17 protein-coding genes and 3 pseudogenes are annotated in these 20,949 nt (G+C 70.3%); 7 read left to right on the top strand and 13 right to left on the bottom strand.

From position 1 onward, the window contains the following. Positions 1-233 precede the first annotated feature (233 nt). From ACWDAS_RS38710 to ACWDAS_RS38700, 3 genes are read right to left on the bottom strand one after another with little or no spacing between them, the layout of a single operon-like run. On the bottom strand, positions 234-1,538 hold the full coding sequence (locus tag ACWDAS_RS38710) for an SLC13 family permease (RefSeq protein WP_450400340.1): 1,305 nt from the start codon (positions 1,536-1,538) through the stop codon (positions 234-236). Continuing rightward, positions 1,535-2,011, bottom strand: coding sequence for a CBS domain-containing protein (locus tag ACWDAS_RS38705; RefSeq protein ID WP_450400338.1), 477 nt, complete (start codon positions 2,009-2,011; stop codon positions 1,535-1,537). Before ACWDAS_RS38705 ends, ACWDAS_RS38710 begins: the two co-directional genes overlap by 4 nt. Continuing rightward, entirely contained in the window at positions 1,998-3,263 is a 1,266-nt protein-coding gene (locus ACWDAS_RS38700; protein WP_450400336.1) for a cation:proton antiporter, read from the bottom strand. The genes ACWDAS_RS38705 and ACWDAS_RS38700 overlap by 14 nt, the downstream gene beginning before the upstream one ends. Positions 3,264-3,561: 298 nt before the next feature. On the opposite strand from ACWDAS_RS38700, the pseudogene ACWDAS_RS38695 reads away from it, so the two are divergent. Further along, positions 3,562-4,210: pseudogene (locus ACWDAS_RS38695) on the top strand (PP2C family protein-serine/threonine phosphatase); the annotation flags it as partial. 427 nt (positions 4,211-4,637) lie between these two features. Here ACWDAS_RS38695 and ACWDAS_RS38690 read toward each other — a convergent pair. From ACWDAS_RS38690 to ACWDAS_RS38680, 3 genes are all read right to left on the bottom strand, one after another. Further along, positions 4,638-6,479 (bottom strand): NAD-binding protein, encoded by a 1,842-nt coding sequence (locus ACWDAS_RS38690; RefSeq protein ID WP_450400373.1) that lies wholly within the window; start codon positions 6,477-6,479, stop codon positions 4,638-4,640. 494 nt (positions 6,480-6,973) lie between these two features. Next, positions 6,974-8,365, bottom strand: coding sequence for an amino acid permease (locus ACWDAS_RS38685; protein ID WP_450400334.1), 1,392 nt, complete (start codon positions 8,363-8,365; stop codon positions 6,974-6,976). Between the two features lie 832 nt (positions 8,366-9,197). After that, positions 9,198-9,440, bottom strand: a complete 243-nt coding sequence (locus ACWDAS_RS38680) for a hypothetical protein (protein ID WP_450400332.1) — start codon at positions 9,438-9,440, stop codon at positions 9,198-9,200. A 115-nt stretch (positions 9,441-9,555) separates the two neighbouring features. Between ACWDAS_RS38680 and ACWDAS_RS38675 the strand changes: the two are divergent. Next, a pseudogene (locus ACWDAS_RS38675) lies at positions 9,556-9,965 on the top strand (MerR family transcriptional regulator). Here the strand turns inward: ACWDAS_RS38675 and ACWDAS_RS38670 are convergent. The 5 genes from ACWDAS_RS38670 to ACWDAS_RS38650 form a co-directional block, all read right to left on the bottom strand. Further along, on the bottom strand, positions 9,854-10,318 hold the full coding sequence (locus ACWDAS_RS38670; protein WP_450400331.1) for an SRPBCC family protein: 465 nt from the start codon (positions 10,316-10,318) through the stop codon (positions 9,854-9,856). The pseudogene ACWDAS_RS38675 and the gene ACWDAS_RS38670 sit on opposite strands and share 112 nt — an antisense overlap. 91 nt (positions 10,319-10,409) lie before the next feature. Next, complete coding sequence (locus ACWDAS_RS38665; RefSeq protein ID WP_450400329.1) at positions 10,410-10,715, bottom strand: hypothetical protein; 306 nt, start codon at positions 10,713-10,715, stop codon at positions 10,410-10,412. A gap of 37 nt (positions 10,716-10,752) precedes the next feature. Continuing rightward, positions 10,753-12,837: a SpoIIE family protein phosphatase gene (locus ACWDAS_RS38660; protein WP_450400327.1), complete on the bottom strand. Its 2,085-nt coding sequence runs from the start codon at positions 12,835-12,837 to the stop codon at positions 10,753-10,755. 49 nt (positions 12,838-12,886) lie between these two features. Further along, complete coding sequence (locus tag ACWDAS_RS38655; RefSeq protein WP_450400325.1) at positions 12,887-13,060, bottom strand: hypothetical protein; 174 nt, start codon at positions 13,058-13,060, stop codon at positions 12,887-12,889. Positions 13,061-13,518: 458 nt separating this feature from the next. After that, positions 13,519-14,235, bottom strand: a complete 717-nt coding sequence (locus tag ACWDAS_RS38650; RefSeq protein ID WP_450400371.1) for a flavodoxin family protein — start codon at positions 14,233-14,235, stop codon at positions 13,519-13,521. Between the two features lie 358 nt (positions 14,236-14,593). Here ACWDAS_RS38650 and ACWDAS_RS38645 point away from each other — a divergent pair, with 358 nt between their 5' ends. The 3 genes from ACWDAS_RS38645 to ACWDAS_RS38635 are packed head-to-tail and all read left to right on the top strand — an operon-like array spanning position 14,594 to position 17,258. Further along, on the top strand, positions 14,594-15,730 hold the full coding sequence (locus tag ACWDAS_RS38645; RefSeq protein ID WP_450400323.1) for a molybdopterin-dependent oxidoreductase: 1,137 nt from the start codon (positions 14,594-14,596) through the stop codon (positions 15,728-15,730). Beyond that, positions 15,727-16,152, top strand: a complete 426-nt coding sequence (locus tag ACWDAS_RS38640) for a hypothetical protein (protein WP_450400321.1) — start codon at positions 15,727-15,729, stop codon at positions 16,150-16,152. The genes ACWDAS_RS38645 and ACWDAS_RS38640 overlap by 4 nt, the downstream gene beginning before the upstream one ends. A 53-nt stretch (positions 16,153-16,205) precedes the next feature. Then, positions 16,206-17,258, top strand: coding sequence for an NAD-dependent epimerase/dehydratase family protein (locus tag ACWDAS_RS38635; protein WP_450400320.1), 1,053 nt, complete (start codon positions 16,206-16,208; stop codon positions 17,256-17,258). A 69-nt stretch (positions 17,259-17,327) separates the two neighbouring features. On the opposite strand, the gene ACWDAS_RS38630 is transcribed toward ACWDAS_RS38635, so the two are convergent. Both ACWDAS_RS38630 and ACWDAS_RS38625 read right to left on the bottom strand, forming a co-directional pair. Next, a complete protein-coding gene (locus ACWDAS_RS38630) occupies positions 17,328-18,440 on the bottom strand; it encodes a sensor histidine kinase (protein WP_450400318.1) in 1,113 nt (370 codons plus the stop codon). After that, positions 18,430-19,152, bottom strand: a complete 723-nt coding sequence (locus ACWDAS_RS38625) for a response regulator transcription factor (protein WP_450400316.1) — start codon at positions 19,150-19,152, stop codon at positions 18,430-18,432. The genes ACWDAS_RS38630 and ACWDAS_RS38625 overlap by 11 nt, the downstream gene beginning before the upstream one ends. A 114-nt stretch (positions 19,153-19,266) precedes the next feature. On the opposite strand from ACWDAS_RS38625, the gene ACWDAS_RS38620 reads away from it, so the two are divergent. Together ACWDAS_RS38620 and ACWDAS_RS38615 are read left to right on the top strand one after the other, a co-directional pair. Continuing rightward, positions 19,267-19,998, top strand: a complete 732-nt coding sequence (locus ACWDAS_RS38620; protein WP_450400314.1) for a glycosyltransferase family 2 protein — start codon at positions 19,267-19,269, stop codon at positions 19,996-19,998. Beyond that, positions 19,995-20,644, top strand: a pseudogene (locus ACWDAS_RS38615) (TIGR04282 family arsenosugar biosynthesis glycosyltransferase); the annotation flags it as partial. The gene ACWDAS_RS38620 and the pseudogene ACWDAS_RS38615, both read left to right, overlap by 4 nt. Positions 20,645-20,949 lie beyond the last annotated feature (305 nt).

The raw sequence follows: 20,949 nt of genomic DNA, 5'->3' as shown, positions 1-20,949 counted from the left end.
AGCGGCTGGACGCGGACGCGCTGGCTGCGGGGCAGGAACGCTCGTCGCACTTATCGTCCTCACCGGGGGGATTGGGATGGAGAGGTTTGTGCTGTTTCGGTTCCGGTGGTGTGAGGCAGCGTGGGATCAGGGGGCTGGTTGCCTACGAGCCTGGGCGGCGGTCGTCCAAAGCCCCGGCCTTTCCGGTGCGACGGCGTCGCCGGGCTCCGCTGTCGATTGTTGGGACTCAGGGGCTATGCGAGGGCAAAGTAGCGCAGCCACAAATACGCCGCCGATATGGAGACGGTGACTGCAGTGACGATCAGGCCGTATTTGGTGAAGGTCCAGAAGCTGATGGGTTGGCGGTTGCGTTCGGCGATGCCGAGGACGACGACGTTGGCGGAGGCGCCGATCGCGGTGGCGTTGCCGCCGAGGTCGGCGCCCAGTGCCAGAGCCCACCACAGCACGTGGTGGCTGGTGGCCGCGCCACCCAGGTCTTTGACGAGGTCGGCGGTGATGGGGGCCATGGTGGCGACGTACGGGATGTTGTCGACGACCCCGGACAGGACGGCGGAGCCGAACAGCAGGCCCATGGTGGCGCCGAGTTCGTCGCCGCCCAGGGCGCCCGCGAGAGCGTCGGAGAGTTCGCCGATGACGCCGGTCTCGATCAGTGAGCCGACCATGATGAACAGCCCGGCGAAGAAGGCGAGTGTGGGCCACTCGACTTCTTTGAGCACCTCGGTGGTCTCGACTCTGGAGATCAGGACGAGCAGTCCGGCGCCGAGCAGGGCGACCACGCTCGGCGCGTAATGCGCGACCGGATGCAGGATGAAGCCGGCGATGACCAGGGCGAGTACGGCCAGGCCCTGGACGAGGAGGCGAGGGTCGCGGATGGCCTCCCGTTCCTCCAGTTCCATGATCTCGGCGGCGCGTTCCTCGTCGTAGACGAAGGTCGTGCGGAACATGATCCGGCACAGCACCAGCAGGACCAGTGTGAGGAGGGCGGCGATCGGTGCGAGGTTGACCAGGAAGTCGTTAAAGGTCAGGCCGGCGCGGCTGGCGATGATGATGTTCGGCGGGTCGCCGACGAGGGTGGCGGTGCCTCCGATGTTGGAGGCCAGGACCTCCGCGATGAGGAACGGCGCGGCTGACAGGCTCAGGCGTTCGCAGACCAGCAGCGTGACCGGGGCGACCAGCAGGACGGTGGTGACGTTGTCCAGCAGGGCGGAGGCGAGTGCGGTGATCACGATCAGCATGGCCATGACGCGGAAGGGCTTGCCGCGGGCCCGTTTTACCGACCAGATCGCCAGGTACTCGAAGACGCCTGTCTGCCGCAGCACGCCGACGATCGCCATCATGCCGAGCAGCAGGAAGATGACGTTCCAGTCGATGCCCGCGTGTTCGCTGTAGAAGGCAGTCCTGTCGTCGGTCGCACCGATCAGCAGCATGAGTGCGGCGCCGCCCAGGGCGGCGGCCGTGCGGTGGACGCGTTCGCTGATGATCAGGACGTACGCGCCGGCGAAGACCGCGATCGCCGCCCAGCTGTGCCAGTCGCTCATACCGCCCCAAGAAGTTGTTCCAGCAGATGCGCGGCGGTGATCACCCCGAGCAGGCGCGGAGCTGCCGCGTCCCGCGCGCCCTTCTTGGGTTTGTCGACCACGGCCACCAGCGGACTACGCTCCCGCGCCATGAGCGTGGCGACCTCCAGCGCGGTGTCGTCCGGGTCGCACACCGCAGGCACCTCCCGCTCCTTGGGCAGAACATCGAGGACTGGCCGGCCGGACAGAGCCCGGCACAGACGGTCGGCGTGCCTCTCGTCGACGACCGCCGCCAGTGTGGGGTCCTCCAGGACATAGTCCGGAACGATCAGCTTCACCAGCCGCGAGGCGGGCAGGATCGCGTACGGCTGTCCGTCTTCATCCACCACCAGGACCCCTGGCAGCCGCCGTTCGGCCAGCAGTCGCGCCGCGTCGAGGGCGTCGCTGTCCAGGGTCACCGCCGGGTACTCCACTGCCAGGTCACGTGCGCGCATGGCCGGTCTCCTCCTTCCGGGCCGCGGTAAGCGGCTTCCGGTCGTCGTCCTCGGCCTCATCATCGTCTGGAATGCCGACCAGGTCCTCCACGTCGAACATCCGGGCAATGGGCACGTCGGTGCTGCTGTGAGCGACGATCGAGAACGCGATGCACACCGCGATCAGCGTGTACGCCTCCTCGCCACGCGAAATCCCGGACTGCAGCACCAGCAGCCCGTACACCACCGACGCGAAGCCCTTCGGCCCGAACCAGGCGGCCGTCAGCTTCTCCCGCCGGTCGATCGTCCGAGTGCCGATCAGTGAGATCAGCAGCGAAGCCGGCCGGATCAGCACGATCGCCAGCACCACGGCCACGTATCCACCGAAGGACAGCTGACCGAACAGGTGCGGCGTCAGCAGCGCTCCGAAGACCAGCAGCGCGGCGAACTTGGCCAGCTCGGCCAGCGCCTCGCCCAGCGGTTCGAAGGCGTGCCTGCTCTCCGGTGAGACCGAGGCGAGGACGGCGCCCGCCGAGAAGGCGGCCAGATAGGGGTTGGCGTGCGTGAGGTGGCAGGCCGCGTAAAGGATCACTCCGACCGCGAGCGGCAGCAGCGGCTGCAGCTTCGGCTCGGCGCCCAGCAGCCGGAAGCGCACCAGCCAGGCGACAACCAGGGGCAGCACGACGCCGAGGGCCAGGCCGCCGATCAGCTCCAGCCCGATCTTCCCCAGGTCCGCCTCGACGCCCACAGCCGTCGGCCCGGCCGCGGCGATCAGCACGAGGACGACCGGTAGTGCGAGCCCGTCGTTGATGCCGCTTTCCACGTTCAGCAACTGCCGCAACCGAGTCGGGACTTCCTTGCGGCCCACGATCGCCGATGCGAACACCGGGTCGGTCGGTGCCAGAACGGCGCCCACCAGGAAGGACGTGGTCCAGTCCAGCCCGACCAGGAAGTGCGTGACCAGAGCCATCCCCACCAAGGCGAGCGGCATCCCGAGGCCCAGCGCTCGTGCCGGGTTGCGCCATGCGCTGCGCAACGCGGGGAAAGAAACGTGCATCCCGTCGGTGAACAGCACAGCGAAGAGCGCCAGATCGGCCGTCACCGCCACGATCCCGCTGTCCGGCGTGATGTGGATCAGACCGAGGAAACCGTCACTGACCAGTGCCCCGCCGAGAAGGAAGAGGAGCGAGGTGGAGAGCACGGACCGGGCCGCCAGGCCCGAGAGCAGCACTGCTACCAGCAGTGCGGTCCCGAAGACCACCACGAGCACCACAAGAACCGCCCCGATCGGTGAAGAGACTCATCCCTTGTTCGCCGACCAGACTTCCCGGCACTCCACGAAAAACCTTACACGGTTTTGACGCATGGCCTACGCGGTCTTGACGTCGTGATCAGTTCGGGGCGTCACAGCAAGCCGCGGACGCAGGGTCGCCCGTACGCGCACAACGAGGGGTAGCCATGGTTCACGGCGCGGCTCGGTGGGAAGGCACCGGCCCAGCATCGATCTCCGTGCCGATGACACCGACCGCATGGGAGTCCGGCTCGGCCGAACCAAGGCGAGACAGCAGCATGCTGTCTCCCACACCTCGGCTACCACCGAGGCCCGCGTCGGCGGCGAACTGTACGAACGGGTCACCTCCCCCGCAGGGGCCCGCGTGATCGTCGGTGACGTCCAGGGCAAGCGCCTGGACGCGGTCGAGACCGCCGCCGTCGTACTGGGCGCTTTCCGGGAGGCCGCCCACGACGAGCCGGACCTCGTCTCCGTGAGCGCACGCCTGGAACCAGCCCTCAACCGGCGCCTGGCCGGCGAGGAATTCGTCACCGCCGTCCTGGCAGAGGTGAACCACGACCGAACCGTCACGCTGCTCAATTGCGGGCGCCATACCCCGATGATCCTCCGCGCCGACGGCACCTGCTGTTTCGTGGAGCCGCCCGAGCCGGCGCCGCCGCTCGGGCTCGCCGACTTCGGCCCTAAGGGTCCGGTCCCTCGTCAGGTCCCACTTTTCCCAGGCGACCAGATGCTTCTCTACACCGACGGCGTGACCGAAGCCCGAGACCACGCGGGTCGGTTCTACCCCTCGGCGGACGCGCCTACCTCCTCAAGGGCCCTGACCTGGACGCCCGCTGGAGGCCCTTCGCAGAGACCTCGAGACCCACGCAGAAGGCCCGGCGCACGACGACGCGGCCATGCTCTCGCTCCGTTATCGCGAACGCGCGTGAGCTCCCTGTAACTGCGGGCTCTCGAGACCATCGCACGGCAGTCCAGCGACCCGAGCGCAGCCGGTACCCGTCAAGCACCAGTAGCGCATGCCCAGAGGGCACCGTCGCCGCACAGCCCGGTCCTGAGCGGCGGCGTTCCCAGGAGTACCCAGAGACCCCGGGTTTCGCCGCGAGCATCCGTGAAGACCGTGTCCCCCCAGGTCACGGGGGGATACCTGGGGGGACATGCGCCTCCAAGCAGACGGCAGAAAGATGTTCAGTCCTCGGTCTGTGACGTGTCAAGGGCCGGATCGAGACCGTCCAGGTCGCCGGGCTGAACGAGCGCAGCGCCGACCTCCGTCAGACACTCAGCGGAGAACTCGTCGGTGGCCACCGCCCTGTTACGCCCTCCGACAGTCGCCCCGCGACCCCGGCTTGATGGCATCACTCATGGCGGGTTGGCCGGCGTGCTCCGTGCAGGACGTTGGAGCAGCTGGGCCAGTCCGTGCCGTGTGGCGGCCAGGACGACGCGGTCCTCGGGCTGGAGCACGTAGCCGGGGTGCAGCTCCCAGGCCAGCTCGGGCTCTGGCCGGCCGCGGCCGTCTTCCAGCGTGGCGGCCAGGTCCGGGCGCCGGTCGGCCGGAGCCGCGAGATCGAGGGCCAGTACGCGCCACTCGCCGGGGCTGAAGGCGTCACGAATGGTGCGCCCCTCCAGCTCGGGGTGGCCGTGCACCTTGACTGCGGCAAACAGCAGCACCTGGCGCTCCACCGGGATGGCACCGAGTATCTGGCGGCCCATCATGGCGCCGGCGAAGGCGGGAGCCGCCAGAGTGGAGACGCTCCGGCTGCGGGTGGTGGCGGTGGGGTGGGAGTCGCGCAGCGCGCGGTAGACGGTGGTGGCGAACTCGTCGTCGAACAGCCGCATGACCACACGCAGCCCCGGGGCGCCTTCACGTGCGGACAGCGCGGCCTCGAGATTGGTGGTGTCGTCGCTGGCGAGGGCCAGCAGCGCGCGGCTTCGTTCGGTCCGTGCCGCCTCCAGCACGCCTTCCTGCGTGGCGTCTCCGATCACCACAGGCACCCGCTGGGCGCGGGCGAGCGCCACGCCGCGCGCGCCCGGGTCCCGCTCCACGCACACCACATCGATGTCCAGTGCGCACAGGCGGTCCAGCACACGGCTGCCGACCTTGCCCAGTCCGACGAGTACGACGTGCCCGGAGAGCCGGCGTGGTGGCAGGCGTAGCGCGGACGCGGTGCGGAAGGTGCTCATCGCCTCCAGCACAATCGCGAAGAGCAGGGGCAGCAACGCCATCCCGGCCAGGCCGGACAGCAGCTGGAGTATCTGCCGTCCCGGCTGTTCGTCGACGGCCGGGTCGTTGATGTTGAGTACGTCCAGCAGAGACAGGTATGCCGCGTGGAGTGGGGGTCCGCCGATGACCCGCCACGTCAGGACCGCGAACACCACCTGAAGCGCGATCAGTCCGGCCAGTGTCAGCCGCAGGCGTCGGGAGAACAACTCCCGCAGGGGCGGACCGCCCTGCTTGCGGCGCCGGACGGCGGACGGCCCGGGATGTCGGGTGATCGCCTCCAGCACCACGCGCCCGTGCATGCCCTCCGCTTCGCGTACGGCCTCGTCATCAGGCAGCAGGCGCGCGCCGTTCGCCCCGATGCCGCTGTCCTCGCCGCCCGGGTCGGCGGCGGAGTCGGACAGCAGGGCCAGGGTGCACAGCGCGGGCCTGCCGTTCTCGGCGTCTTCATCGCTGCCCAGCGGGCGCTCAGCGGCACGCAGCAGCAACCCGTCGGCCTGGACCACCTTGCTGCTGCCCACCACTGCCGCCGCGACCAGAGCCGGGGCTGCGGTGTCGGCGTCGGAGAGCACGGTGGTGGACGCGTCGAGTTCATAGGGCCGCAGCTGCGGGGAGCGGGCCGCGGCGGCGCGCTCCAGCAGCTCCTCCAGATGGCGGCCGAGCTTGCGGTTGTACATCCGGATCACCAGGCGGATGTCAGGGTTCATCCGCCGGGCCCGTAAGGCGGCATGGATGTTGGTCTGGTCGTCGCCGTACGCCAGAGCCAGCGCCACCGCGTTCTCCACTCCTGCCTCACTCAGCGTGTCGTCGCCCGGCTCGACGGCCTCCACCACCGAGACTCCGTGCTGCCGGGTAAGTGCGGCGATCTGCGGCCCATGGTTACGGCGCAGTGACGGCAGCACCACGGTGACCCGCTCGCCGTAGACGGCGGCCAGCTCGTAGGCGAGCCGATGCGCGAGGGCGTCGTCCCCGCATACGACCATGTGCGAGGCGGGGGGAGGATGCGGACTCTGGACCGGGAACGTCTGCACGCCCCTACCTTCCCTGATCTCGGACAAGAGATCCCGGAATCCGCGGGATGGGCTCTGCCCTGGTTCTTTCTTCAGCAGGCGGGTCGATTCGGTGGCCGCGACCAGCGGCTGGCGCAGGTCCGCTCGGGCAGCAGAGTCGGGCCCGCGGGCCTTCGTCCAGCTGCCCACGAGGTGGCCGTCCGATCTCGTGCGGTACCTCGGCGGTGCGGTGGGTTTCCGCGTCACGGAGGGCGGCGTAGGCGGTCGGGTCGTCGGAGACGGCGCGCATGCCGCGGATCAGTAGCCGATACGTACGGCCATGTGAGCGCCGGAAAGCCCCTTCCCGGAGGCCCGAGGCAGGGCCCGCCCTTCTGGAGCGGTCGTTCACCCCCGTGAGGATCATGAGCAGCAACCCCCGGTGCATGGCATACCGCGCAACCTTCATCAGGCGCGTCGACGGTGCCGTGTCAGGCCGCTTCGGCCCGGCTCTCGACGTCCTCCACCCCGGTAGGTCGGCCGGCGCGGACCCAGCGGACGTACAGAGCGCCGCCGATGGCAAGGGTGGCGGCGAGGGAGAGCACCGGCCAGCCGCGGAGCAGGTTGACCAGGAGAGTGAAGGCCACCGCCGTCGCCGCGAGGGCATTCAGCGCGGCCAGGGCCGGTTTGCGTTCGGTGCGGGCGAAGCGGGACATGGCCAGCAGGCCGACGAGGAAGCTGACGAAGACGGAGACCGCGTAGAACAGCACCAGTTCCTGTTCCTGTCCGGCCGCGGCGACGATGATGACAGCTGCTGCGCCGAGGTAGACCACGACGGACCAGTACGGAGTGTGGTGCCGGTTGACCCGGCCCAGCACCGGCGGCAGAACACCGGGGTGACCGGGTGTTCCCGCCAGTGCCTTGAGGAGTCCCGGGCCGGCCTGGAAGGAGGAGCTGGCAGCGGCAAGGAGGAGCAGCGAGCTGGCCAGCTGGAAGCCACCGTAGAGCCAGCCCGGCCCCGCGGCGGCACGGGCGATGTCCGCGATCTGGGTCGAGTCCGCGCCGGGCAGCCCGATGTGAAGGCGGGCAGCCAGGGCGGTGAGGGCGAGGGTCAGGCCGCCGACGACGACCAGGAGCAGCGCCAGGGTGCCGCGGCCGAACCGCCGACGGTGGGTGTCGTCGAGCTGGCCGAGCTGTGCGATTGCGGTGGACGGCGCTTCGACACCGGTTGCCAGTGCCATGGCCACAGGGAAAGCGAGCACCACGGCCAGCACGGCGGAGTGGCCGGGGTCCGCTGTCGTGGCCACGGCGCCCGCGCTGTGAGGGGCGGTGAACCCCAGGACCACCACGGCCACGGAGATCACGATGAAGACCACGGTCATGGTCGCGAACACTAGGCGTCCGCCGTGCCCGAACCAGGTCAGTCCTGCGACGACCAGCAGGAGAAGCAAGGCCAGCGGGATGCGTGCCGGAGCCAGCACGGGGGACAGCGCGATCACCGCGCTCGTGGCGGCCGCGATGGAGATGCCGATGGTCAGCACGAAGTCGACGACGAGGGCCCCGATCGGCAGAAAGGTCCAGCGGGGTCGGAAGGCCCGGGCAGCCGCCGCTGCAGCACCCCCGCCCTTCGGGAAGCGCCGCACCAACTGCCAGTAGTTGGCGGTGATCACCACGACCAGTCCCACCACCAGTGACATGGCCGGCAGCAGGAGTGCCAGGTCCCCGTGCAGGGCGCGCAGGGCGGCTTCGATCGCGTAGGCGACGGAGGAGACCGGGTCCGCGATCACTGCGAAGGCGAACGCGAAGAAGAGAACGTACCGGCGCGGCTCCTGGCCGGCGGGAACACCGGCCCGGGTGACGGTGGCTGTCTGTGAGGCGGCCATGGAAGGCCTTTCGTGACGGCGGGTGACAACGACTGCATTCGCCGACCAGACTTCCCGGCACACCGGCCACCAAGATTACGTCAACATCGCGGCGTGCGGCGTCAAGAAACCGTCAAGGCGAGGCCGGTGCGGCGGGACGTGCCCGGTTACTGCAGCGAATCGTCCGTTCCACTGCAGGGACCCGCCCTTCCCCGCCGTCGTATACCGTGCGTTACTACTGGTGCGGGCATGATTGGATGCCGTGGCCTGGTCTCGTCTGGATCGCGTCTCTCCTGCTCAGAACAGTGGCCGTGACCGTGACGGGACAGCGTTGGCTCTGGAAGGCGACCACGGGACAGCGCGTCCGCGTCTGGTGCCGCATGGGGGGAACGCACCGCCGTATACCCGTGGCGCTTGGTGCGGGGGTGCCTCGCGCGGAATGGGTCGGATGGGCTGACGTTCCGCCCGTACGGGCGCGCGGCGATCTCGTTCGGAGGTGGGGGACGGTGCTCTCGGTGACAGGCCCCCGTCACCCCTGGTGGTCGGCACTGGCCCTGACCCGGGTCGTGTGCTGGGCGTCCGGTGTGGCGGTGCGTGTCGGCCGGGACCCTGGTTCCCCTGCTCGCGACGACCGCGCTCCTTGCCCCGGTTGTATACGCGTACGGTCTGGGCCAGCCGGTTCGGGCGACGGTCACCGCCAACGACTACGGCCGATGCGCGGTGACCCGGACCGACCTCTGGGAGAACGCGCCCCGGCACGCCAAGGTCGAATGCGGCAAGGAGCACGCCGGCTCCTCGCTCGCCGTGACGGCCTTCCCCTGGCCGCTGCACGCAAGAGCCGCCGACCGCACCTTCACCCCGCGGTTGTGGGGGTGTTCCGATCGTTCTCTTCCTGACGATGGGACTGGTGATGGCCATGGCCATGCCCATTCGGGATGGGGAGTTGGCGACTGCCTCCTGGCGTCGAGGCCGCAGCGAGCCACGAGCGGTCGCGGCAGATCAACTCCACCCCGGGGTGATCGGCGACCCACGCGGCCACCGTCGAGACGGCCCGGTCCGGCAGCAGGTCGATCGGACGACGGGTCTCGATGTCCACCAGGATCGTGCCATGGACGTGCCTGGGCGTGTGTGGCACCGGCTCGGGCAGTGCGTGTGTCAACCGCAGGAGCGTCGGCCGGCTCGCGGCGACCGCCAGTGTGGACAGTAAACACATGCAGATCGGCGAGGCGCCGCGCGGACCGAACTGTGCCTGCGCACCATCCGGCACTACGCGGAGACCGGTCTGGTGACGCCGTCCACCCGCTTGCCAGGCGGCATTCTCCGCCAGACCGAGGCCGACGTCGTTCCTCTCATGGTCATCCGCCGCATGAAGCCGCTCGGCTTCATCCTCGACGAGATGGGCGACCTGTGCGAGGCCACCGGACACCTCGACGCCGCGGACCTGGCCGACGGCGACGAGCGCCACGCGCTCCTGGTCGCTGGGGCTGGTGCGTGTGCCGGATCCCCCATTCAGGTCTTCGGGGACCATGACGGCTCCATCAGCCTGCGCTCCAGGTCGCGCAGGTCCTTGCCGATGGAGGAGCGGACCTTTCTCGCCATGAGGGGCGCGGCAAGGCGGTAGTAACCGTCGGCGTCACCCCGGACCCTGATACGCGCGAGGGTGCCGTGCGGATGCGGGGTGAAGCTGTAGGTGACGTGCATCGGCATCGGGCCCGCTACCGACACCATGTCCAGCAGCCTTGAGGGTTCGTACTCGGCGATGCGGAGCACGTAGTCGATGCGCTTGCCGAGGAAGTACGCGGTGCGGGTCACTTCGGCGCCGACGCCGAAGCCGCCCGCGTGTGCCGCCCGGGTCAGTGCCGCTTCGCGGATGCCCTGGGTCCACTTGGGGTCGTTGCGCCAGTCCATGGCGTAGTCCGCCACCTGGCCGGGCGGGAGCGGGATCACCCGCTCCGCTGTCTCGTCGATCGTCATGGAGCTGCCTTGTCGTGGGTGGCGGACCGGGCCGATCAGAGGGTGAACAGGGGCTGCGGGATGCCCGTCTCGGTGTACTGCTTGAGCCGGGTCATGAGCCGGCCCCAGGTGTATGCGGCCGGGGGAGGCCCGGGTCGCTGTCCCGCCGGCCGGTGTGCCGGAAGAGTACGCGGGTGCCGGGCGCCTCGGGAACGTCGGTCAGCTGCCAGGTGATGATGGTGCCGGACCAGTGCGGGGGGAACGCACCGACGGAGGTCCAGCGGACCTCGTGCTCGTCCGCGCGATCGCGGCGGAGCTGGAAGGGCTCGGGGATCTGGGGGAAGTCGAAGAAGAGGATGTCTCCCTTGCGGTTCACTCCGGTGGTCCACCAGCCGATGAGGCCGTCGTGCGTGTTCAAGGCGGAACGCCAAATGCACAAGTGCTTCATCGGCGCCCTATCCGGTGGAACGCACCAGCAGCAGGGCCATGTCGTCGGTGCCGGGCGTGGTGCTTGCGGCGTGATGCATGAGCGTGTCCGCGAGATCCTCCGCGGACTGGTCATCGGCCCGGGCGAGGTGGCGGGCGAGGTCGGTGATGGCGTCGTCGATGTCGGTCCCCGGGGCCTCGACCAGACCGTCGGTGTACAGCGCGAGGACGCTGCCGGGGGGCAGGGGGACATCGGTGGTCGCGTAGTCGGTGTGCGGTTCGACGCCCATGAGGAGGCCGGGGGGCAGGCGGACGATGTCGGTGCGGCCGTCCGGGTACCGGATCAGCGGTGGCAGGTGGCCCGCGTTGGCCAGTTGGGCGCGGTGGTGGTCCAGGTCGAGTCGGGCGTACAGGCAACTGGCGAACAGTCCCATGTCCAGGTCGGCGAGCAGGCGGTTGGTACAGGTCAGGACCTCGCCAGGGTGGGGGCCGGCGGTGGCGTGGGAGTGGATGGCGGCGCGGATCTGGCCCATGAGGGCGGCGGCGTTCACGCCGTGGCCCTGTACGTCACCGATGACCGCGGCCGCGCCGGCGGTGTTGCAGTGGATGAGGTCGTAGAAGTCGCCGCCGACTTCCATACCGCGGCCGGCCTGCTGGTAGCGCGCGGCGGCCTCCAGGCCGGGGATGCGGGGCAGGGTCCGGGGCAGCAGGCACGTTTGCAGGCTGTGCGCGATCCGCTGCTTGGTGTCGAACAGACGGGCGCGGTCCAGGGCTTGGGCGACGAGGCCGGCGATTGCGGTCAGGGCGGCACGTTCGGCAGGGGGGAAGGGCCGGGGCCGGTCGTAGGACAGCACGAGGGTGCCGACGGGGCGGCCGGTGGTGATCAGCGGCAGGAAGGCCCACGCGTCGCGGGAGCCGTAGCGGACGGCCTCGGGATAGGCCCGCTGGAAGTCGGCAAAGCTGGTGAAGAAGCCGGGCGTGCCGCTGGCCAGGGCCTGCGCCGGCGGAGTGAGGGCGCTCACGAGGGCGCCGTCGAAGCGGGTCATGAAGTCGGCGCTGTAACCGCGATAGCCGACGATGCGGAGCCTGCCCTCGTCGATCAGCATCAGTGCGAGGCCCTGCGGCCCGAAACTTGGCACGAGCTGATCGCCCACGAGGTCGACCACGTCCTGGACACCCACCGCTTGGCTGAGGGCAGCCGCCAGGTGCATCAGCTGGTAGTACGCGGCAGTCTGCTCCGGTGCGCTCTGCTCCGGTGCGCTCTGCCGATCCTGGGTCACCGTTGTGCCGGACGTTGCGGATGAGGGGTAGATGTGGACGCTGACGCCACAGCTGTCGGGGTAGAGCTGGAAGGACAGCCACTCGCCCTGCGGCCGCAGCGTGGTGAAGGACGTGGGCTGGTGGCCGATCACCGCGGCGCGGAATTTGTCGTTGAAGGCAGGGTGTCTCAGCCACGGCAGTGAGTCCCAGGGCTCGGTGCCCAATAGGCCGTCGACGCCGGTCCCGAGGAGATCGGCCGCTGCGGCGTTGACGAAGGTGACCCGGCCGTCCAGGTCCAGGGCGCAGCAGCCGAAGGGCAGGCGTTCGGTGAACTCCACGGCTGCCAGGGCTTCCGCCGGCCCTGGCAGCCTGCGCCGGGTCGGGGTAAGCACCTGCGGCTCCCGGCCGGGCAGCAGGGGTGTACCGCGGCCGGCGGCTTGCTGCAGAAGAAAGCCCGCCTGGTGGCAGTAGGTGTTGATCGTGTCCCGCTCGCGTGGGCTGAGCTGAGGCGGATGCCGGAGCGGCCAGAACAGTGCGATTCCGCCCCAGGCGTTCGCGCCGCACGTGATCGGGGCGGCGGCCAGCATGAAGTCGTAGGGCACCACGAGCCCCACGGTGGGGTAGGTGCGGGCGATCTCCTGAGGGCTGTTCAACCACACCAGGTGCCGTTCGCGAATGGCGTCCGTCACCGGCGTGGAGGCGTCGAGTGCCACCCGGGTCCAAGGAGCGGCCATCTGCCGGGAGACCCCGATGATCATCGCCAGTTGATGGACCTGGCCGCCGGGAAGGATCAGGTACAGCAAGGCGACGGAGGCACCGGTGTCCTGCGCCACCCGGCTGAAGGAATCCCGCAACCGTTCCCAGTCTCCTGTGACGGAAGAAGCATGCTGCCGCACGGCACACTCACTTCCTCTCGACGATGACAGCGGCCGACCTGGCGCGTCCGAAGCGGGCACGGGCCGCCTCGGCACTGATGCCGAGGCCCGTGTCGATCTGCGCCCAGCTGGCTCCGGTCTGCCGGTCCGCCTGTACCGCGAGGCGCACCAGCAGCCCGGCCAGTTCGGGCAGCCGCGCCACCGAGGCGCTGTGACATCCGTCCGGCGCCTGATTCGGGAAGCTCTCCTGCCCCAGCCCCAGCCGCGCGCTGCCGGGCGCGCCACGCCGCCTGGCGGTGCGCCGGCCCGCAATAGCGACGGCCGGAACGTGGCGCCTCCAGTGGAGCGCCGCACCAATCACAGCGCACGTCGCCCATGTACGGACAATACGCCCGTTCGGGTGTCACGGCATTCCCGGTGATCGGCGGCGCCCAGCAGTGAGGGGGGTCAGCGCCGCGGTCCGCACTCCGGACAGGTCCTTGGCGACCACGAAGGCCGAGATCCGTGGCGGTCTGGGGTTGCCGCGGCGCCGCCAGGGCCCGACGGAGACGAGGCGGCCCGCATGCCACTCGGCCGCCGGTGCCTGCGCGGGGAGATCGCGGCGTGGTGCTCCGCCTTGCCGACGCGACACGCCCGCCGACGGGCAAGGGCGCGGTGCCTCTACCGGTGCTCGGGGTTCTCGTAGTCGTGACGGCAGCCGGCGTCCCAGGTGGTGCGCTGGTTGCCGTAGGCGGGGATGCCGCCGAGGTCCTTCAGCGCACGGGCCAGGTGCAGCAGGTTCCAGGTCATGAACGTGGTGTTGCGGTTGGTGAAGTCGTTGTCCGGGCCGCCCGAACCGGGGTCGAGGTAGGAGGGGCCCGGTCCCGCCTCGCCGATCCATCCGGCGTCCGCCTGGGGAGGGATGGTGTAGCCCAGGTGTTGGAGGCTGTAGAGGACGTTCATGGCACAGTGTTTGGCGCCGTCCTCGTTGCCTGTGATGAGGCAGCCGCCGGCCCGTCCGTAGTAGGCGTACTGGCCGGCTTCGTTGAGCAGGCTGGAGCATGCGTAAAGCCGCTCGATCACCCGCTTCATCACCGAGCTGTTGTCGCCGAGCCAGATGGGGCCGGCCAGCACCAGGATGTCGGCAGCGATGACCCGCTGGTACAGCTCCGGCCAGGCGTCAGTCTGCCAGCCGTGCTCCGTCATATCGGGCCACACGCCGGTGGCGATGTCGTGGTCCACGGCCCTGACCACGTCGACCTGCACTCCCTGCGCATCCATGATGGCGGTGCTGCGGTCGATCAACCCCTGGGTGTTGCTCGTCCCCGGCGACCGCTTGAGAGTGCAGTTGATCACCACGGCACGAAGGTCGTCGTACCGGGCCGGAGGCGCGTTCATGGCGGGCGACGAAGCGGTCACGCGAACCTCCCAGGGCCTTGCTGCCACATGAAGCGCGGCGAAGCGTTCTCCGGCTCCAGAGTGAGGATGGGTGTCGGCAGGCGCTACCGCAAGGCCGCCGAATGGTCTCAGAGGTTCATGTGCTCACCCCGCCGAATGGCTCAGAGGTTCATGTGCTCACCCGCGTCGACCCGACCTGTCACCCGAGCGCGCCATCAGCGTGTCGACGATTGTCGGGCAGGAGCGGCGGGCGGATGTCGGTGTCTGTCGTGGCGGATCGCTCCGGGCTTTGAATGTCCGGGTTTCGTAAGGGCTTCGGGCGTTCCGCGCCAGTCGTGTGGCGGCTGTGATGGGAGGCATGAGATCGCGCTTGTTTCCGCCAGTGTTCAACGGCAGGCTGCACGATGCCCGTACGGCGACCTCGATCGGACGGTGGCTCGGCCTCGCGTTCGTGGTCTGCTTTGTCACCGGTCAGGTCAGTCATGTGCTGCAGCATCCACCCGGTTGGCTGGTGGGTGATCTGCCGACTCGCCCGGTGTGGGGCTACCGCCTCACGCAGGGCCTGCACGTCGCCTCGGGGCTCGCGGCGATTCCGCTGGTGCTGGCGAAGTTGTGGACGGTGTACCCGCGGCTGTTCTCCTGGCCGCCGGTGCGATCGGTGCGGCACGCTCTGGAGCGCTTGTCGGTGGCCGTGCTGGTAGCGGCTGCCGTCTTCGAAGTCGTCACCGGCCTGCTGAACATCGTCCAGTGGTATCCGTGGCCGTTCTCCTTCGTGCCGGTGCACTACGCCGTGGCCTGGCTGGTGACCGGATCGCTCCTGCTGCACGTTGCGGTCAAGGCCCCGGAGATCCGGACCCACTGGAGCCGGCGGTCGCGGGGAACCCTGGCCCTTCCAGATCAGGACGGGCCCGACCGGCGTTCGCTGCTCGCCGCGCTGGCGGCGGGGGTCGGTGCCGTCACCGTGACCACCGTGGGCCAGTCCTTCACCCCTCTGAAAGGCGTCGACTTGCTGGCTCCCCGTCATCCCGACCACGGTCCGGACGGCCTGCCGGTCAACCGGACCGCCGTGGCGGCCGGAGTGGGACTGATCGCGGCCGGCGGCTACCGCCTGACGGTCACCGGGCCGCGACCCCACGTGCTGACACTGGGTGAGCTGAGAGGCCTTCCGCAGTACGAGGTGGAGCTGCCGATCGCCTGTGTGGAGGGCTGGAGCAAGTCCGCACATTGGACGGGGGTGCGGGTCAGGGACCTCCTGGACCTCGCGGGGGCCCCGCCGCACGCCCGGGTGCGGGTGGTGTCGCTCGAGAGGCGGGGCGGCTACCGGGTTTCCGAGATGGGGCACGAGTACGCGCGCGACCCGCTGACCCTGCTCGCCTTGCGTCTCAACGGCGAGGAGCTCTCGCCCGATCACGGTTACCCGGTACGTCTGATCGCCCCGAACCGGCCCGGTGTGCTGCAGACCAAGTGGGTCGGCCGACTGGAGGTGATGTCATGACCGTGACGCGGTGGCTCACGGGGGCGGTCGGTCTGGTAGTCACGGGAGTGGGAGCGTTCTTGTTGCTGGGCGTGCCTGACGTGACGGGCGTCCTGATGTGGCTCGGCGGAGCGGTGGTACTGCACGACGTGCTGATCGCGCCGCTGGTGCTGCTCATCGGGTCGGTGCTGGTTCGTGGGGGTGTGCGCGGCCCCGTCCGCGGGGCACTGCTCGTCGCGGGCGCTGTGACGGCGGTCGCCCTGCCGGTGATGCTGCGTCCGGGGAAGCCGGCCAACTCATCGGTTCTGCCACTGGACTACCCGCGCAACTGGCTGGTCGCCTTGGGGGCGGTGGCGGTGGTCACGGCCCTCGTGCTGGTCGTGCGGGGTGCCCGCCGCAGCCGTCGGTTCAGAAGCGCGTCGGGAAGGCTTACGAACCCCTGACGTGTCGGCGTCGTACGGCCGCGGGCCGGGCTGTCCGCCGTACGGTCGATGACATGTTGATCCTGGTCACCGGAGGTGCGGGCTTCGTCGGCTCGCACGTCGTCACCGCCCTCACCGGCGCCGGGCACGGGGTGCGCGTGCTCGACGCGCTGTTTCCAGCCGCGCACCGCACACCCCCGCCGATTCCCGAGGGGGTCGACTGGAGGCACGCGGACGTCCGTGACGCGTCGGCCGTCTCCGACGCCCTGCGGGGTGTCGATGCCGTCTGTCATCAGGCGGCGATGGTCGGCCTTGGCAAGGACTTCGCAGACGCACCCGCCTACGTGGGCTGCAACGACCTGGGCACCGCCGTCCTCCTGGCCGGTATGGCCGAGGCCGGAGTGCGGTCCATGGTGCTGGCGAGCTCGATGGTGGTCTACGGCGAGGGGCGCTATGAGTGCCCGACGCACGGCGTCGTGGGGCCGGAACCGCGCAAGGTATCGGATTTGCGGGCGGGACACTTCGAACCGCCATGCCCGAAGTGCGCTGAACCGCTCGCGTCCGGCCTGGTGGCCGAGGACGCCCCGCTTGATCCGCGCAATGTGTACGCCGCGACCAAGGTGACGCAGGAGCATCTCGCCTCCGCGTGGGCGCGAGCGGTGGGGGGAAGGGTGATCGCGTTGCGGTACCACAACGTGTACGGGCCGGGGATGCCGCGTGACACCCCGTACGCCGGGGTCGCCTCGTTGTTCCGGTCCGCGCTGGAGCGCGGTGAGGCGCCACGGGTGTTCGAGGACGGCGGGCAGCGGCGTGACTTCGTCCATGTACGCGACGTGGCACGGGCCAATCTCGCGGCTCTCGACGGTCTGCCGGGCCTGCTGGAGGGGACCGCGAGGGCGTACAACGCCGGTAGCGGCGAGCCGCACACCGTCGGGGAGATGGCCGCCGCCCTGGCCGAGGCGCACGGCACCCGGGTGCCGGTGGTCACGGGCGAGTACCGGCTCGGCGACGTCCGCCACATCACCGCCTCGTCGCGCAGGCTGCGCGACGAGCTGGGCTGGAAGCCGCAGGTGGGCTTCGCGGAGGGGATGGCGGAGTTCGCCACAGCTCCGCTGCGCGCCGGCTGAGCTGTCGGCCGGACCTGCAGGCCGGGCCCTTTCCCCCGCGGGGACGGGTCCGGCGCCCGGTGGGATGCATCAGGCAGCGGCAGGCAGGCGGACTTCGAACCGGCAGCCTCCGGGCACGTTGCGCACAACGGCCCGGCCCTTGTGGGCCTCCACGATCCCCCGCACGATCGCCAGGCCCAGACCCGCTCCGGCGGGCGGGGTCCGTGCGTCGGTGCCGCGCCAGCCGGTGTCGAAGACACGGGGCAGGTCCTCCACGGGAATGCCGCCGCAGCCGTCCGTAACCGACACCACGACGCTGTTCGCCTCCCGGCAGGCGGAGACAGCGATCGTGCCGTCGGCGGGAGTCCGGTGGATTGCGTTGACCAGCAGATTGGCCAGTACCCGGGACATCTCGCGGCCGTCGACCTCGACCGGGACCGGCTCGACCCCGTCCCCGACGATCCGCACGCCGTGCTCCTCGGCCAGGGCGGCAGCGCCCGCCAGCGCGTCGCCCACGAGGTCGTAGACCGACACCCGGGTGGTGTTCAGGGCAAGGACGCCAGCCTGGATACGGGAGAGTTCGAAGAGGTCGCCGACCATGCCGGTCATGCGTTCGGCCTCCGCGCGGATGCGGGCGTGGTACACGCCCGGGTCGTCGACCATGCCGTCCTCCAGCGCCTCGGTCATGGCCTGCAGCCCGGCGAGCGGGGTGCGCAGGTCATGGGAGATCCAGGCGACCAGTTCGCGGCGGGATTCCTCCAGGGCCCTCTCCCGCTCTCTGGAGGCGGCGAGCTTCGCGCTGGTGGCGGCCAGTTCACGGCTGAGTTCGGCGAGTTCGGCGGTGGGTGCGGCGGCGGGCGGGATGAAGCGGCCGCCGTCGCCGAGAGCCCGCGTGGCCTCGGTGAGGGCCCGGCTGCCGCGGACCACACCGCGACCGAGCGCGAGGGCCACCCCGAGTGAGACCACGGCCGCGATCGAGCAGACCATGGTCACGACCCACAGGTCGTGGTCGGACAGGAGCATGGCCCAGGACACCAGCATGGTTCCGGCCAGCATCGCCGCGACGGTGACGGCTGCGACCACCGCGAGGGACAGTGCGACCGAGCGGTTGCGCAGCAGCCGCAGAACGCCCATGCCGAGCAGGCCGGCACAGGCGGCGCCGACGGCGGCGTAGGCGACGATGAGGAGGGTGTCATGCACCATCGGGGGCTCCCTCGTCCGCGGTCGGAGGGTCGAACCGGTAGCCCACGCCCCACACGGTGCTGATCAGGCGGGGATGTGCCGGGTCCTGCTCGATCTTCTCGCGCAGCCGCCGGATGTGGACGGTGACGGTCGAGAGGTCGCCGAACTCCCAGCCCCACACCCGGCGCATCAACTCCTCCCGGCTCGTGGCCCTTCCGGGATTCCGCAGGAAGAACTCCAGCAGATCGAACTCGCGGATCGTCAGGGCGAGTTCCGTGCCGTGACGAGTCACGCGGCGAGCGACAGGCTCCAGGGCGAGGGGGCCGGCGCGAAGCCCGGACCCGGACGGGGCGGTCCGGTCATCGGCCGCATGTCCCGTACGGCGCAGTACCGATTCCACCCTGAGCACGAGTTCGCGGGGGCTGAACGGCTTGGTGACGTAGTCGTCGGCCCCGACTTCCAGGCCGAGGATCCGGTCCTCTTCGTCACCGCGCGCCGTCAGCATGATCACGGGGATCGGGCCGTTGTCGCGGATGCGGCGGCAGACCTCCAGGCCGTCCATGCCGGGAAGCATCAGGTCCAGGATCGCGAGGTCGGGTGCCCGGGCGGCGGCGAGTGCCACGGCGGCGGGTCCGTCGGACGCCACGTCGACGTCGAAGCCGGACCGGTTCAGGTAGCCGGCGACGACCTCGGAGACGGTGGCGTCGTCGTCCACGACGAGTACGTGTTTCACGCCGCCGAGTCTGGCACCCGGCCTTCGGCCGTCGGCGGGAGCGGGAGCGGACGTCAGCGATCCGTAAGGTCGCTGGATCCCTTTTGAGTTGTTTGTCCCCGTAGGGTGAGTGGAGTGATCGAGACATCCCCTTCTTCTTCTGCTGCTTCGGTGGACGTGGTGCTGCCGTGCCTCGACGAGGCGGAGGCCCTGCCGTGGGTACTGGACCGCATCCCGGCGGGCTGGCGCGCGATCGTCGTCGACAACGGCTCCACCGACGGCTCGGCGGACGTCGCCCGTGCACTCGGGGCGCACGTGGTCCACGAACCGCGGCGCGGCTTCGGCGCCGCATGTCACGCGGGCGTCACCGCCGCGACGGCCGACGTCGTCTGCGTCTGCGACTGCGACGCCTCCCTCGACCCCGCGCTGCTGCCCGCCGTCGCCGGACCCGTCCTCGACGGCGCCGCCGACCTCGTCCTGGGCCGCCGCAGGCCCGTCACGCGCCGCGCCTGGCCCCTGCATGCCCGGCTGGCCAACCTGGAGCTGGCCCGGCTGGTCCGCCGGCGCACCGGTCTGCGGCTCCATGACCTGGGACCGATGCGCGCCGCCCGCCGTGAGTCGCTGCTGGCCCTGGACCTGACCGACCGTCGCTCCGGATATCCGCTGCAGATGGTGGTCCGCGCCGCGGACGCCGGCTGGCGGGTCGAGGAGACGGATGTGCCGTACCGGCCGCGCGCGGGCCGCTCCAAGGTCACCGGCACCTGGCGCGGCACCTGGCACGCGGTACGGGACATGCGCGCCGTCCTGGCAGAACGGCCTGCCACTGGTCCGGTGGCGACGGCGTCCGCCCGCGGAACGGGGCGATGAGCCTGCGGCAACCGGCCACGAGGCCGGTGACACTGCTGGTCATCGCGAAGGAACCCGTTCCTGGACGGGTCAGACACGGCTCACCCCTCCCTACACACCCCGGGAAGCGGCCGCTCTGGCGGAGGCCGCCCTCAGCGACACACTGCACGCGGTACTCAGAGCCCCCGCTCGACGTCGGGTCCTCGTCCTCGACGGGGCGCCCGGTCCCTGGCTGCCACCCGGCTTCGATGTCGTGCCCCAGGAAGCCGGCGGCCTGGACGAGCGGATCGCGGCCGCCTTCGCGCACTGCGAGCGCGGGCCGGCCCTCCTGGTCGGCATGGACACTCCGCAGCTGACGCCGGAACTGCTTTCGCGTGTCGGGCACGACGGCCATGACGCCTGGTTCGGTCCCGCCGCGGATGGCGGCTTCTGGGCGCTGGGTCTCGCCGACCCCGCACGCGCCGCAGCCCTCGTCCGGGGTGTGCCGGTGTCCACCGCCCGCACGGGTGCGACGCAGCGGTGCCGGCTCGTCGAGGCGGGGTTCAGCGTGGGCGATCTGCCAGTGCTGCGCGATGTGGACACTGCCGCCGACGTCATGGACGTCGCCGCCTGCTGCCCGTCCGGCTCCCACTTCGCCACCACGCTCGCTGCACTCGCTCGCGGAGGGGAGCCGGTGAGCCGCGCGGCCGGTGGTTCGGACCCCGTCATCGCCGAGCGGGCGGCGCGGATCGCGGCCCTGAGGAACCCCCGGACGGTGGCTTGGCCCGCCCATCTCCCGGCGCAACCCGGCGAGCCGTGGACAGACGACCCTTATGCCCGTGCCCTGAGCACCGGTCGCGGCCGGCTCTTTCTGCGCCGCCTGTCACCACGGGCTAGGTGTATTGATCACGAACGTTGTTGACACTGGCCCGGGCTTGATCATGGCGAAGACCTCCGGTGTGGTGGAGCTGTCTAGGACTGCACCACACGGAG

Source organism: Streptomyces sp. NPDC001070, from assembly GCF_053598835.1.
Note: the sequence above shows the minus strand (reverse complement) of the source record. Positions and strands in the feature narration are given on the sequence as shown.

Bases quoted from the DNA above. Each gene is read 5' to 3' on its own strand.
- ACWDAS_RS38645 (WP_450400323.1), top strand. From the start codon at position 14,594: ATGAGATCGCGCTTGTTTCCGCCAGTGTTCAACGGCAGGCTGCACGAT.
- ACWDAS_RS38705 (WP_450400338.1), bottom strand. From the start codon at position 2,011: ATGCGCGCACGTGACCTGGCAGTGGAGTACCCGGCGGTGACCCTGGAC.
- ACWDAS_RS38690 (WP_450400373.1), bottom strand. From the start codon at position 6,479: ATGGTCGTATGCGGGGACGACGCCCTCGCGCATCGGCTCGCCTACGAG.
- ACWDAS_RS38685 (WP_450400334.1), bottom strand. From the start codon at position 8,365: ATGGCCGCCTCACAGACAGCCACCGTCACCCGGGCCGGTGTTCCCGCC.
- ACWDAS_RS38635 (WP_450400320.1), top strand. From the start codon at position 16,206: ATGTTGATCCTGGTCACCGGAGGTGCGGGCTTCGTCGGCTCGCACGTC.
- ACWDAS_RS38710 (WP_450400340.1), bottom strand. From the start codon at position 1,538: ATGAGCGACTGGCACAGCTGGGCGGCGATCGCGGTCTTCGCCGGCGCG.
- ACWDAS_RS38650 (WP_450400371.1), bottom strand. From the start codon at position 14,235: ATGAACGCGCCTCCGGCCCGGTACGACGACCTTCGTGCCGTGGTGATC.
- ACWDAS_RS38630 (WP_450400318.1), bottom strand. From the start codon at position 18,440: ATGGTGCATGACACCCTCCTCATCGTCGCCTACGCCGCCGTCGGCGCC.
- ACWDAS_RS38640 (WP_450400321.1), top strand. From the start codon at position 15,727: ATGACCGTGACGCGGTGGCTCACGGGGGCGGTCGGTCTGGTAGTCACG.
- ACWDAS_RS38670 (WP_450400331.1), bottom strand. From the start codon at position 10,318: ATGACGATCGACGAGACAGCGGAGCGGGTGATCCCGCTCCCGCCCGGC.